General features: G+C 66.0%; 11 protein-coding genes. 7 read left to right on the forward strand and 4 right to left on the reverse strand.

Features of this window, described 5'->3' with window-relative positions; all coding sequences use genetic code 11:
• Positions 1–63: 63 nt before the first annotated feature.
• The gene (locus tag MJO54_RS08370; RefSeq protein ID WP_240175953.1) at positions 64–1263 is read right to left on the reverse strand and encodes an IS30 family transposase; all 1200 of its coding nucleotides are present in this window, start codon (positions 1261–1263) and stop codon (positions 64–66) included.
• Between the two features lie 459 nt (positions 1264–1722).
• Between MJO54_RS08370 and lepA the strand changes: the two genes are divergently transcribed.
• Both lepA and MJO54_RS08380 read left to right on the forward strand, forming a co-directional pair.
• On the forward strand, positions 1723–3654 hold the full coding sequence (lepA, locus tag MJO54_RS08375) for a translation elongation factor 4 (protein WP_046283742.1): 1932 nt from the start codon (positions 1723–1725) through the stop codon (positions 3652–3654).
• The gene (locus MJO54_RS08380) at positions 3654–4415 is read left to right on the forward strand and encodes a sensor domain-containing protein (RefSeq protein ID WP_052741144.1); all 762 of its coding nucleotides are present in this window, start codon (positions 3654–3656) and stop codon (positions 4413–4415) included. The genes lepA and MJO54_RS08380 overlap by 1 nt, the downstream gene beginning before the upstream one ends.
• A gap of 47 nt (positions 4416–4462) precedes the next feature.
• On the opposite strand, the gene MJO54_RS08385 is transcribed toward MJO54_RS08380, so the two are convergent.
• Complete coding sequence (locus MJO54_RS08385; protein WP_046283741.1) at positions 4463–6514, reverse strand: glycoside hydrolase family 15 protein; 2052 nt, start codon at positions 6512–6514, stop codon at positions 4463–4465.
• Positions 6515–6751: 237 nt separating this feature from the next.
• Between MJO54_RS08385 and MJO54_RS08390 the strand changes: the two genes are divergently transcribed.
• The 5 genes from MJO54_RS08390 to MJO54_RS08410 all read left to right on the forward strand — a co-directional run bounded on the left by MJO54_RS08390 (position 6752) and on the right by MJO54_RS08410 (position 11045).
• Entirely contained in the window at positions 6752–6949 is a 198-nt protein-coding gene (locus MJO54_RS08390) for a hypothetical protein (RefSeq protein ID WP_046283740.1), read from the forward strand.
• A gap of 413 nt (positions 6950–7362) precedes the next feature.
• Positions 7363–8346 (forward strand): extracellular solute-binding protein, encoded by a 984-nt coding sequence (locus MJO54_RS08395; RefSeq protein WP_233428536.1) that lies wholly within the window; start codon positions 7363–7365, stop codon positions 8344–8346.
• A complete protein-coding gene (cysT, locus tag MJO54_RS08400) occupies positions 8343–9194 on the forward strand; it encodes a sulfate ABC transporter permease subunit CysT (RefSeq protein ID WP_046283738.1) in 852 nt (283 codons plus the stop codon). Before MJO54_RS08395 ends, cysT begins: the two co-directional genes overlap by 4 nt.
• Position 9195: 1 nt before the next feature.
• Positions 9196–10008, forward strand: coding sequence for a sulfate ABC transporter permease subunit CysW (gene cysW / locus MJO54_RS08405; RefSeq protein ID WP_046283737.1), 813 nt, complete (start codon positions 9196–9198; stop codon positions 10006–10008).
• Entirely contained in the window at positions 10005–11045 is a 1041-nt protein-coding gene (locus MJO54_RS08410) for a sulfate/molybdate ABC transporter ATP-binding protein (protein WP_046283736.1), read from the forward strand. Before cysW ends, MJO54_RS08410 begins: the two co-directional genes overlap by 4 nt.
• 28 nt (positions 11046–11073) lie before the next feature.
• Here MJO54_RS08410 and MJO54_RS08415 read toward each other — a convergent pair whose 3' ends face one another.
• Both MJO54_RS08415 and MJO54_RS08420 read right to left on the reverse strand, forming a co-directional pair.
• Positions 11074–12711, reverse strand: coding sequence for a diflavin oxidoreductase (locus MJO54_RS08415; RefSeq protein WP_046283735.1), 1638 nt, complete (start codon positions 12709–12711; stop codon positions 11074–11076).
• Positions 12708–13520, reverse strand: coding sequence for an iron reductase (locus MJO54_RS08420; RefSeq protein WP_046283734.1), 813 nt, complete (start codon positions 13518–13520; stop codon positions 12708–12710). Before MJO54_RS08420 ends, MJO54_RS08415 begins: the two co-directional genes overlap by 4 nt.
• Positions 13521–13551 lie beyond the last annotated feature (31 nt).

Here is a 13551-nt window from a genome sequence, read left to right on the forward strand (position 1 = left end):
GTCGCTCGGAAACGCAAACCCCCGGAGATGGGCGGTTTCTAGGGGTCGTCGCAACACTGCTGGTTAGTTGGCCAGTAGTAGATCACGCAGGCGCTCGGCTGGGGTATCCCAGCCGAGCGTTTTGCGTGGGCGGCTGTTGAGCTCTTGGGCGACGTGTTCGAGGTCTTCGGGTCCGTAGATGCTCAGGTCGGTTCCTTTGGGGAAGTACTGCCGCAGCAGTCCGTTGGTGTTCTCGTTGCTGCCACGCTGCCAGGGGCTGGCCGGATCGCAGAAATAGACGGCCATGTCGGTGGCCATGCTGAACTGCTTGTGCCCGGCCATCTCGGCGCCTTGGTCCCAGGTCAGTGACCCCCGCAGATGTGCCGGCAGGGTGCTCATAGTTGCGATCAGTGCATCGCGCACGGTCTCGGCGTCATGCCCGCCCGGTAGGTGCAGCAGCATCGTGTAGCGCGTCGTTCGCTCGACGAGGGTGCCGATCGCGGTCTGGTTCTTCTCCCCGGTGATCAGATCGCCTTCCCAATGCCCGGGGATCGCACGGTCTTCGACTTCGGCGGGGCGGTCGCTGATCATCACCATCGGGTCGGTGAACCGCTGATAGCGTTCGCCGTCTTTGCGGTGCGGTTTACGTCTCGTTCGTCCGGTCCGAAGTGCTTGCTGCACTTCTCGTTTCAAGCCACCTCGGGCCTGGAAGTAGAGGGCCTGGTAGATCGTTTCGTGGCTCACCCACATGCTCTCGTCGTCGGGATGATCCCGGCGCAGGCGGCGCGAGATCTGCTCCGGTGAGAGCTTGCGCGATAAGCCTTCCTCGACCGCCTCCCGCAGGACCGTGTTCACCACCAGTTTGAACCCCTTGGGCCGCGCCCGGGCCGCCACTGCCACACGATCGGCCTGATACGGCAGGTATCGGCCATCAATGCTGTGTCTGCGGACCTCCCGCGAGACGGTGGAGACGTTCTTGCCGATCCGGTCGGCGATCGCCCGCAGCGAATCCCTCCCGAGCAGGCCCTCGGCGATCGCTACCCGATCCTCGATCGACAGATACCGGCCGTCAATCGCCGGCGGCCCGGTGTCATCGCAGGTCACACTGGTCACAGGCTGTTTGTAGACGGTGCCGTGGTTGTAGTCCACGACCCGGCCATCGGGATAGATCCGCGTGTTGTTGACGTGGCGAATCCCCTGGCGCCAGTCCCGCGCGGTCCGTACGTTCACACCGACCTCACGAGCTGCCTGCGCGGTTGACCAGCCGGCCGCGAGCAGCTCCATGCAACGACGTTTGGCCTCGTCCTTGCCCTTCGGCGGGATCTTCTCGGTGGTGACCAGACCCTCGACGACCAATATTCGACGCGCCACCGAATGCGATACCCGACAGGCTTTTGCCGCCTGATTGATCGAGCCCGTCTTGTCGAATACGGCCACGATGATGTCCCGATCGGCAACCCCACGCTGATCACCACGCTTGCCAGGACCCCGGGCCTGCCCGGCCGGCCGGCCGATGGCCCGCAGAATCGCATAGCACCGGTCACGGGACAGGCCGACCGCGACCGCAGCCTCCTTAACCGGAACCCCAGCATCGACCAACTTCGCTAGCTGGTCACCGAACCGCGCACAGTCCTCCAAAAACGACATGGTCGCCGCAACCTCTCAATCGAGAGTGTTGCGACGACCATGTGAACCCGCCATGGGTCTCCGGGGGTTTCGTTTTGAAGCCTCCGCCTCGCTACCCTGACTAGGCACAAGGCACTACCGCCCCCCGTTCACCAGGAGATTCCCATCAGCAGTTTCGCCGACCAGACCTTCACCGCGCCGGCGCAGATACGGAACTTCTGCATCATCGCCCACATCGACCATGGCAAGTCCACCTTGGCCGACCGGATGTTGCAGCTCACCGGCGTCGTCGACGACCGATCGATGCGGGCCCAGTACTTGGACCGGATGGACATCGAGCGGGAACGCGGCATCACCATCAAGGCGCAGAACGTCCGGCTGCCCTGGACGGTCAAGGAAGCGCGCAACGGTGCTCCCGCCGGCGACTACGTGCTGCATCTGATCGACACGCCCGGACACGTCGACTTCACCTACGAGGTTTCGCGTGCGCTGGAGGCCTGCGAGGGCGCCATCCTGCTGGTCGACGCCGCCCAGGGCATCGAGGCGCAGACCCTGGCCAACCTGTACCTGGCGCTCGACCGTGATCTGACCATCATTCCGGTGCTCAACAAGATCGACCTGCCCGCTGCCGACCCCGAGCGCTACGCCGGCGAACTGGCCCACATCATCGGCTGTGAGCCCGAAGACGTGCTGAAGGTGTCGGGCAAGACCGGCGAAGGCGTGGCCGAACTGCTCGACGAAGTGGTCAAGCAGGTGCCGGCTCCCACCGGCGATGCCGACGCGCCCGCGCGGGCGATGATCTTCGACTCGGTCTACGACATCTATCGCGGAGTGGTCACCTATGTCCGCGTCGTCGACGGCAAGATCACCCCGCGCGAGAAGATCGCCATGATGTCCACCGGTGCCACTCACGAGCTGCTGGAAGTCGGCATCGTCTCCCCGGAACCCAAGGCCACCAAGGGGCTTGGCGTCGGCGAGGTGGGTTACCTGATCACCGGTGTGAAGGACGTGCGCCAATCCAAGGTGGGTGACACCGTCACCTCCGCACGCAACGGCGCCACCGAGGCGCTGACCGGATACCGCGAGCCCAAGCCGATGGTCTATTCCGGGCTGTACCCGGTGGACGGGTCGGACTACCCGAACCTGCGCGAGGCGCTGGACAAACTCCAGCTCAACGATGCTGCCCTGACCTACGAGCCGGAAACCTCGGTGGCGCTGGGCTTCGGTTTCCGGTGCGGCTTCCTGGGCTTGCTGCACATGGAGATCACCCGGGAGCGCCTGGAACGCGAGTTCAACCTCGACCTGATCTCCACTGCCCCCAACGTCGTCTACCGGGTGATCAAAGAAGGCAAAGGCGGCGAGTCCGACGAGATCGTGGTGACCAACCCGTCTGACTGGCCGGAGGGCAAGATCCGCACCGTCTACGAGCCGGTCGTCAAGACCACCGTGATCGCGCCGAGTGAGTTCGTCGGCACCATCATGGAGCTCTGCCAGTCCCGGCGTGGGGAGCTCGGCGGCATGGACTACCTCTCTGAAGAGCGGGTCGAACTGCGCTACACGTTGCCGTTGGGTGAGATCATCTTCGACTTCTTCGACTCGCTGAAGTCGCGCACTCGCGGCTACGCGAGCTTGGACTACGAGGAAGCCGGCGAGCAGGAGGCCGACTTGGTCAAGGTCGACATTCTGCTGCAGGGCGAGGCGGTGGACGCGTTCAGTGCGATCGTCCACAAGGATTCGGCCTCGGCCTACGGCAACAAGATGACCACCAAGCTCAAGGAGCTGATCCCGCGCCAGCAGTTCGAAGTGCCGGTGCAGGCAGCGATCGGCTCGAGAATCATTGCCCGCGAAAACATTCGGGCCATCCGCAAGGACGTGTTGTCCAAGTGCTACGGCGGTGACATCACCCGCAAGCGCAAGCTGCTGGAAAAGCAGAAAGAGGGCAAGAAGCGGATGAAGACCATCGGCCGTGTCGATGTGCCGCAGGAGGCATTCGTCGCGGCGCTGTCGACCGATAGTGCGGGTCCTGCCGGAGACAAGGCTAAGAAGTAGTGACCTCGCGGGCAGGCACGATCGCGGCGGGCGCGGTGGCGGTCGTGCTGCTGGCCAGCGGGTGTACCACGGTGGTCTCCGGAACCGTCCGGCCCGCACCCGGATTGGCGCCCACGCCCGTGACCGGGATGGCGGTCCGGCAGGTATTGCTCGATGACTCTGAGCTGTCGAAGCTGACCGGCCAGCCCTTCCGCAGCGACCCCTCCATCCCGCCGCGGTTCGGCGGTCTCGACGAGCTACCCGACGCGTGGGAGTCAGCCGATCCACAAGACTGTGTCGGCGCAGCGGTTGGCGGTCAGCGCAGTGTCTACAGTGCCGCCCGGGTTCGCGACGCCGCCCATGAGTTCTGGGACAGCTCCAGCGACGACTCGCCGCTGACCGGGGTGGGCGAGGCGGTCATCGCACTGGACAGTGCCGCAGACGCCGACGCGCTCTTCGAGAAGTTCGCTCAGCAGTGGGGCAGCTGTGACGGGGTAGTGGTGACGCGGGACAGCGGGACTGACAGCGAGGCCAGCGGTGAGATCACCGACGTCGCCAACCAGGACGCGGTAATGGTGGCCACTGTGCGCACCAGTGTGGACGGTGAAGCGGGACTACGGGTTTCGCGGGCGCTCGCGGCGCGGGTGAACTGCGTCGTCGACGTCGATGTGTTTTGGTTCGTCGAGGACGATGACCACTCCGGTGCGCCGCCCGCCGGCGACTCCACGGCCGCCGACCTGGCTCGGGCGATGCTGGACAAGGTCCGCAACCTCAGCGGCTGACCCCGGCCGAGCGTGAAGCTGGCGTCACACTCGGCGAAGCGAAAGCCCTACATAGGGGCGTTCGCGGGCTGGAAACCACCGGTGGAGTCGGCCTCCTCCTCAGCCCGAATCACGTGGACGACCGCGTTGATCAGCGCCAGGTGGGTGAAGGCCTGCGGGAAGTTGCCCAAGTGCCGGCCGGTGCGGGGCTCGATCTCCTCGGCGTAGAGATGCAACGGGCTGGCGAACGACAGCAGCCGCTCGCACAGATGCTTGGCCCGGCTCACTTCGCCGATCTCGACCAGTGCCGAGACCAGCCAGAACGAGCAGATGGTGAAGGTGCCCTCGGCGCCGGACAGTCCGTCGTCAGTCTCTTCGGTGCGGTAGCGCAGCACCAGGCCGTCTTCGGTGAGTTCTTCGGCGATCGCCATGACGGTGGCGCGCACTCGTGGATCGTCGGCCGGCAGGAACCGGGTGAGCACCACCAGCAGCAATGACGCGTCCAGCGCCGTGCTGCCGTAGGTCTGGGTCAGCACGCCGCGGGAATCCACTCCGTTGGCCAGCACGTCAGCCTTGATCTCCTCGGCGATCGCCCGCCACTGCTTGGCGTAGGAGACCGCGCCCTGCAGCTCCGCCAGTTTCGACCCGCGGTCCAGCGCCACCCAGCACATCACCTTCGACGAGGTGAAGTGCTGCGGTTCGCCGCGCACCTCCCAGATGCCTCGGTCGGGTTCGCGCCAGTGCTTGATCGCCTCTTCCACTTGACGTTTCAGCACCGGCCACAGGGTCTCTGGGATCTGCTCACGAGACTTCGCGTGCAGGTAGACCGAGTCCAGCATGGTGCCCCAGATGTCGTGCTGTTGCTGGTTGTAGGCGCCATTGCCGATCCGCACCGGACGGGCGTTGTCGTAGCCGGACAGGTGGTCCAGCTCCTGCTCCACCAGTTCGTGCTCCCCGCCGACGCCGTACATCACTTGCAGCGGGTGTTGCTGCCCGTTGTTGACGCCGGAAACGTCGGCGATGAACGAGAAGAAGTCGTCGGCCTCGCGGTCCAGGCCCAGCGTGTACAGGCCCCACAGGGTGAACGCCGAATCGCGTACCCAGCTGTACCGATAGTCCCAATTCCGTTCGCCCTGAGGCGTTTCCGGCAACGAGGTCGTGGGCGCAGCCAGCAGTGCCCCGGTCGGTGAGTAGGTCAGGCCCTTCAGCGTCAGCGCGCTGCGCTGCAGATACGAGCGCCACGGATGGTCGGGGAAGTTTCCGATATTGATCCACTGCCGCCAGCACTCGGTGGTGTTCCACATCTTGTCCGCGGCCTCGGCATAGCTTTGCGGCGCAGGGTGTTTCGACCAGCTCAAGGCCACGAAGACGTCGTCGCCCTCGGTCAGTCGGGTGCGGGCTCGGGCTTCACGGCCCTCCAGGCCCAGCCGCAGATTCGTCGTCAGGCGCAGGGTCGGGTGGGCATCCGGATTCTGTCGGGCCCGCGCGATTGCCTCGCCATAGGCATTGGCCGAGTATTCCCACGTGGCGCTGGTGCGGTGATAGTCGAATGCCGGCTCGCAGCTCATGGTCAGCTCGACGGTGCCACTGACGCAACGCACCGTGCGCAGCAGGATGTGCTCGGCGTCCCAATCGGTGGGGGTCCGCCGGTGCGTCTGCGACCGCGCGTCGATGTCGTGCCACTTACCCATCACCAGCGCGTCCCGCACGATCAGCCAGCCGGTGTGGGTCTGCCAGGTGGTTTCCATGATCGGGCTGCCGGGCAGGTAGCGCCGGGCCGCGGGCACCGACACCCCGTAGGGCCCGAGCCGAAAATGTCCGGCGCTGCGGTCCAACAGGGCACCGAAAACGCTGGGGGAGTCCGGGCGCGGCAGGCACATCCACTCCACCGAGCCTGCCGCCGAGATCAGGCAGGTGTTCTCGCAATCCGAGAGAAACGCGTAGTCGGCGATCGGGGGAAACGGATTGCGGACCTGGCTTTGTGTCGCCGCATACGGCACCGGGGCAGTCGCCGATAGGGGCGGTGGCGTCGGGGCAGCGGTGTTGGTGCCTCCGGCCGGAGTGGTGACGTCAGGGGCGGTCTTGGCGGGTGCATCGCCCGGCGGGGTGTGCAGGTCCATTCCGTCATCATCTCTGGCGACATGGCGCGCGTCCACCCGGATCGGTCGATATTGGCTTCGGCCGGCGGCCCGCCAGGGGTAACGGCAACGACCCGCTTCGCCCGGCTTCGCCGCGCTTGCGATCGCGGCTGTGCCGATGGCGGCGATCCGCTTCGCCCGGCTTCGCCGCGCTTGCGATCGCGGCGATCCGCTTCGCCCGGCTTCGCCGCGCTTGCGATCGCGGCTAAGGTTATCCGGGTGGTGGGCTTTCTGAGCTGGTGGGACGGTGTCGAGCTGTGGCTGTCCGGCCTCGGCTTCGTGGTACAGACCGCGGTGGTGATGCCGGTGGTGTTGTTGCTGGCCTACGGCTTGGCCTCGGTGTTGGACGCGGTACTGGGGGAGGGAATACGGGTGCAGGAGCGTGTCCGGCACGGTCGTGACGGTGGGGCCCGCTGATGCCTCGTTCGCAGGTGACGCTGGTGCTGGTCAGCCTAATTGTGCTGGTGATCGTCACCTGGCTGCTGACGCGCTGACCAGCTAGACCCGCCGAACCGGGCCGGGGTTGCGCGCGCCGGCCTCTGTTATGCTTCCCCGCATGTTCGCAGCGACCGGTGACCGGCAGCGCCAGTTTTTGGCGTTCCCGAAGCTCGCCGTGATCACTTCCGCTGTGGCCGACCTGCACTGTTGTCGCTGATACCGCACCCGTCGGCGTACCGGTGTCGTCTTTTTTGACGCACGTTCTTTGAATCGAACGCCTTTCGCGATCCGACGGACAAGCATTCTTGCCGACGTCTAAACGGATTCGCCCGGAAAGGTCATCAATGCCCAATACCATCGCGCGCAGCATCGCGCTGGCACTGGCCGCCGCCATGGCAGTCACCACACTCGCCGGGTGTGGCGGCGGACCCAGCGATGTCGTCGGAGGTGGTGAGCGCTCTGAGGCGCACACCACCCTGACGCTGGTGGCCTACGCGGTTCCCGAACCGGGTTGGAGCAAGGTGATCCCGGCCTTCTACAACACTGAGGCGGGCGCCGACGTTCAGGTCGTCACCTCCTACGGCGCATCGGGCGATCAGTCCCGCGGAGTCGCCAGCGGCAAACCCGCTGACATCGTGAACTTCTCGGTGGAACCCGACGTCACCCGATTGGTGAAGGCCGGCAAGGTCGCCGAGGACTGGAACGCCGATGTCACCAGGGGTATCCCGTTCGGTTCGGTGGTGACCTTGGTAGTCCGGCAGGGCAACCCCAAGCACATCAACGGCTGGGACGACCTGTTGCGGCCCGGGGTCGAGGTGATCAGCCCCAGCCCGCTGAGCTCTGGATCGGCCAAATGGAATCTGCTGGCTCCGTATGCCGTCAAGAGCGAGGGCGGCAAGAACCCGCAGGCCGGACTGGACTTTATCGAGCAGCTGGTCAGTGACCATTTCAAGCTGCGCCCGGGCTCCGGTCGTGAGGCCACCGACGTGTTCCTGCAGGGCAGCGGCGACGTGCTGATCAGCTACGAGAACGAGGCGATCGCGGTCGAGCGCAAGGGCAAGCCGGTGGAGCACGTCAACCCGTCGCAGACCTTCAAGATCGAGAACCCGTTGGCCGTGGTGACCTCCAGTCGCCACCTGGACACCGTCACCGCTTTCAAGAATTTCCAGTACACGGCAGCGGCGCAACGCCTCTGGGCCGAAGCCGGGTTCCGTCCGGCCGACCCGAGCATCGCCGACGAATTCCGCCACGCGTTCCCGGACCCGGACAAACTGTGGACCATCGCCGACCTCGGCGGGTGGGAGGTTGTCGACAACTCCCTCTTCGACAAGTCGAGCGGCGCCATCACCAAGATCTACACCCGGGTTACCGGATGAGCGCGGCACTGGTCAGCGCGGAGACTCGCGCCGGCGAGGGCGGGGACCACTCGAGGTTCCGACGTGAAGGGGTGTCGCTGCGCGTCGGTGCCGCCACGGTGTGGCTGTCGCTGATCGTGTTGGCGCCGCTGGCCGCGATCGCATGGCAGGCCGGTGGCGGCGGATGGCGGGCGTTCCAACTGGCGGTCACCTCGCACGCCGCACTGCAGTCGTTCCGGGTGACGCTGACGATCGCAGCCGGGGTCACCGTACTCAACCTGGTGTTTGGTCTGTTGATCGCGTGGGTTCTGGTGCGCGACGACTTCTTTGGCAAGCGCTTCATCGATGTGATCATCGATCTGCCGTTCGCGTTGCCCACCATCGTCGCGAGCCTGGTGATGCTGGCGCTCTACGGTCCTGCCAGCCCGGTGCACGTGCACCTGCAGCACACCGCCTGGGGCGTCGGCCTGGCGCTGGCGTTCGTCACGCTGCCCTTCGTGGTGCGATCCGTGCAACCGGTGCTGCTGGAGATCGACCGGGAGGTCGAGGAAGCGGCCGCGTCGCTGGGTGCCTCCGGGCTGACTATCTTCCGCGCCGTGGTGCTGCCCGCGCTGACCCCGGCACTGTTGACGGGGGCGGGACTGGCGTTCTCGCGGGCGATCGGCGAGTTCGGCTCGGTGGTGTTGATCGGTGGCGCAGTGCCCGGTAAGACCGAGGTTTCCTCGCAGTGGATCCGCACGCTGATCGAGAACGACGACCGGACCGGTGCGGCGGCGATCTCGTTGGTGTTGCTCGGGGTGTCGTTCCTGGTGCTGCTCGCATTGCGGGTGCTGGGATCGCGCGTGAGCAAGCGGCAGGAGAGGTCCTGACATGACGTCGACACGGAAATTCCGCTATCTGTTCCGGTTCCTGGCGGTGGCCTACATCGGGCTGCTGTTGATCGTCCCGGTGTCGCTGATCCTGTGGCGCAGCTTCGAACCCGGGTTAGGGCAGTTCTTCGACTACATCTCCACGCCGGCTGCCATCTCCGCGCTGCAGCTGTCGCTGCTGGTGGTGGCGATCGTGGTGCCACTGAACGTCATTTTCGGTATTCCTACAGCATTGGTATTGGCGCGCAATAAGTTCCGCGGCAAGGGCGTGCTGCAGGCGATCATCGACCTGCCGTTCGCGGTTTCTCCGGTGATCGTGGGTGTGGCGCTGGTCGTGCTGTGGGGATCTGCGGGGTTGTTGGGCTTCGTCGAGAACGACTGGGGTTTCAAAATCATCTTCGGTCTGCCCGGCATCGTGCTGGCCAGCATCTTCGTCACGCTGCCGTTCGTGATCCGGGAAGTCGAACCGGTGCTGCACGAACTGGGCACCGATATGGAAGAAGCGTCGGCCACGCTGGGTTCGAGCTGGTGGCAGACGTTCTGGCGGATCACGCTGCCGTCGATCCGTTGGGGGCTGACGTACGGGATCGTGCTCACGGTGGCGCGCACCCTCGGTGAGTACGGCGCGGTGTTGATCGTGTCGTCCAATCTGCCCGGAAAGTCCCAGACGCTGACGCTGCTGGTGTCTGACCGTTACAACCGCGGCGCCGAATACGGCGCCTACGCCTTGTCCACGCTGTTGATGACTGTGTCGGTGTTGGTCTTGATCGTTCAGGTGGTGCTCGACGTTCGGGCCGGAAAGGGAGACAAATGAGCAACGCAATCACGGTGCGCGGGGCGAACAAGCGCTACGGCGACTTCGTCGCGTTGGATAACGTCGACTTCGCGGTCCCGTCCGGTTCGTTGACGGCGCTGCTCGGCCCCAGCGGCTCGGGTAAGTCGACGCTGCTACGCGCCATCGCCGGCCTGGACCACCCGGACAGCGGAACGGTCACCATTAATGGCGTCGACGTCACCGGTGTGCCGCCGCAGCGGCGCGGCATCGGATTCGTCTTCCAGCACTACGCGGCGTTCAAGCACATGACGGTGCGCGACAACGTGGCGTTCGGGCTCAAGATCCGCAAGCGGCCCAAGGCAGAGATCAAGGACAAGGTAGACAACCTGCTGGAAGTGGTGGGGCTCAGCGGTTTCCAGACCCGCTATCCCAACCAGCTGTCCGGCGGTCAGCGTCAGCGGATGGCCCTGGCACGGGCTCTTGCCGTGGACCCGCAGGTGCTGCTGCTCGACGAGCCGTTCGGGGCGCTGGACGCCAAGGTCCGGGAAGACCTGCGGGCCTGGCTGCGTCGCCTGCACGACGAGGTGCACGTCACCACGGTGCTGGTCACCCACGACCAGGCCGAGGCGCTGGACGTCGCAGACCGGATCGCGGTGCTGAATCAGGGCCGCATCGAGCAGCTCGGCACCCCGACCGAGGTCTACGACGCTCCGGCGAACGCGTTCGTCATGTCGTTCTTGGGCGCGGTGTCCTCGCTCAACGGGGCCCTGGTCCGTCCGCACGACATCCGGGTCGGGCGCACCCCCGACATGGCGGTGTCCGCGGCGACCGTAGACGGCGCCGACGGGGTCGGTGTGCTGCGTGCCACCGTCGACCGGGTGGTGGCGCTGGGCTTCGAGGTGCGAGTCGAGCTCACCAATGCCGCCACTGGAGTGCCGTTCACCGCCCAGATCACCCGCGGTGACGCCGAAGCGCTCGCGCTGGCCGAGGGGGACACCGTCTACGTGCGGGCCACCCGGGTGCCGCCGTTGAGTGACGTGGCGGCAGTGGGCGCGGCGGTACCGGCGTCAGGGTAAGCCCCTGCGGCCGGACTGCCGGTATGCCCTAGTAGACGTCGCGTAGGTAGCGGTGCGTCTTGATGAGCTGGTTGACATACGCGTGCGCCGCAGCGGTATCCATGTTGCCGGCGCTGGCCACCACGGCGTGCAAAGCGGCGTCGACGTCCTTGGCCATGCGTTCGGCATCACCGCACACGTAGAGCTGCGCACCTTCTTCGAGCCACCTGAAGAGCTCGGTCGAGTGCTCCCACATCCGTTGCTGGACATACCGGTTCGGTGCGTCGGCGGCGCCGTCGCGGGAGAACGCGAGGTCGAGGCGAGACAGCACCCCTGACCTGAGGTAGTCCTCGAACTCGTCTCGGTAGAGGAAGTCACTGGTCCGGCGCCGGTTCCCGAAGAACAGCCACGACCGTCCCTTCGCGCCGGCGGCGCAGCGTTCTTGCAGGAACGCTCGAAACGGCGCCACCCCGGTCCCGGGGCCGACCATGATGACCGGTACGTCGGGCCGGGGCAGTCGGAAGGAGTGGGTGGGCCGCAGGTGGACTCGCACTGAGTCGGCGCGATCGGCCAGGAACGTGGTGGCCACGCCGCCGTAGTGGCGGTCGGCGAGGCGATAACGCACGGTCGCGACGGTCAGGTGCACGTGGTCGGGGCTGACCAGCGGGCTCGACGCTATCGAGTAGTCGCGGTACTGAAGCGGACGCAGCATGTCGATCACCTCGTCCGCGGTCAGCGATCCCAGTCTGATCAGGTCGAGTACGTCTCTGCCGTAGAGCCATGAGCCCTGTGCCACACCGGCATTCCCGTTGAGGGAGGCTGCGGCATGCTCATCGCGGGTGCGTGACGCGGTCAGTTCTCGCAGCGCCCGCGATGGCGTCCGGATCTCGAGGCGATGCGTGAGCAGCGCGCCGAGGGGCTCGTCGTGGCCGGGCACCGTATGGTCGGGTCTCAGGCCGAACTCGGCCAGTATGGCGTCGACGAGGGCGGGATCGTTGGTCGGATGCACGGCCAGGGAATCGCCTGCGGCATAGGCGATGCCGGAACCGGTGAGGTCCAGCTCGTAGTGACGGACTTCCTTGTCGGATCCCGGCGCTGTGAGCAGCCGGTTGACCACTACACGGGCTTCGAACGGGTGGTCCCGGTCGGGGTTGGTCGATGGGGCCTCATCGGGAGTGTGTGCCGCTCGGCTGGTCACGACGACGCCGGCAGTGGGCGTGGTGTGCTCGGCTGACAGGAGTTTGACGACGTCGGTCGTCCAGGCCGCGGCCGGCTTGGCGTAGGAGCCGTCGATCTCGACGCGTTCGGTCAACCGGGTGGCGCCCAGCTGCTCGAGACGTTCGTCGAGCAGTCGGCCGGCGTTGCAGAACAAGTCGTAGCCGGTGTCGCCGAGGGCGAGTACGGCGAAACACAGGTGTTCCAGACGGTCGGCGGCGTCGGCGCTCAGTGCCTCCCAGAACAGGTTGGCGTTGTCGGGAAACTCGCCGTCGCCCCAGGTGGAGGTGACGACGACGAGGTGGGTGGCCGACTGCAGCTCGGTGATGTCGACTTGGTTGAGTTCGACGGCTTCTGCGGGGCGACCGGTGGTTTCTGCGAAGGCTTCGGCGAAGGACATGGCGGCGTCCTCGGCGTTGCCCATGTCGCTGCCGTAGCCGACGATCATCGAGAAATCGGGGCGGGAGTTCACAGTTGGTGCCCGCCCGAACTCGATACGGTGCTGGTGGGGACCCGACGTAGGGCCGTCCTCGGCTGGACCGCCGACATGGCGGGCCCCCGCACCGGCAGGCCGAAGCCGACCATTGCGTCCAGGATGGCCTGACTTCGCCGGAAGCTGATGGCCTCGTCCTGCTCGGTGCGGCGCGGCAGCTGAGCGGCGGCCACCACCACCGTCGATCCCAGAAGCTGCCACATCGACGAGATCGAGATCGCGCCCTCGCACACCGCGTGGAGCCGGACGAACAGCGGCGCCAAGGTTCGGTGGCAGCGGTGGGCCGCCCAGGTGGTCAGGGCCGACTCGCTCGGCAGCACCACCACCGTGTCGGTGTGAGAGCGCTCGTCCGTCCCGTTGATCCAGGGATCGTCGGGAAGTGCCCGCACGGTCGGGTCGACAACGGCCACCCAGTCGATGTCGTTGTCCCGGTCGAAGTGCACCCACAGGTTCTCCAGACCGGTGTCCCACGCGCGTCCCTCGAGTAGCACCAGGGGGAGAAGTCGGCCCAGCACCTCGTGGATCAGGCGGGCAGCCAGTACGTTTCCTGCCGCGCGTCGATCGGTCAAAGCGGCGGTCTCGTCGAAGCGGATCCGCAGGCGATCGATGGTGAAGACCGAATCCAAGGGGAACCATCGGCGCTTGTTGACGTCAGCGAGAACCGCGACGCCGTAGGTTCGTGGGCATTGCGGATGGAGCTGGCGAAGCCTGGTACACGATTCGTGCAACGCGAACCGCCGACGAATTACCATTCTCGCGATAAGGGGATCCTCGCCCGTGGACGTCACCCAAGCTCCTTACGTAGGTTAGGCTAACCAT

Source organism: Mycolicibacter virginiensis (assembly GCF_022374935.2).
GTDB classification, from domain to species: domain Bacteria; phylum Actinomycetota; class Actinomycetes; order Mycobacteriales; family Mycobacteriaceae; genus Mycobacterium; species Mycobacterium virginiense.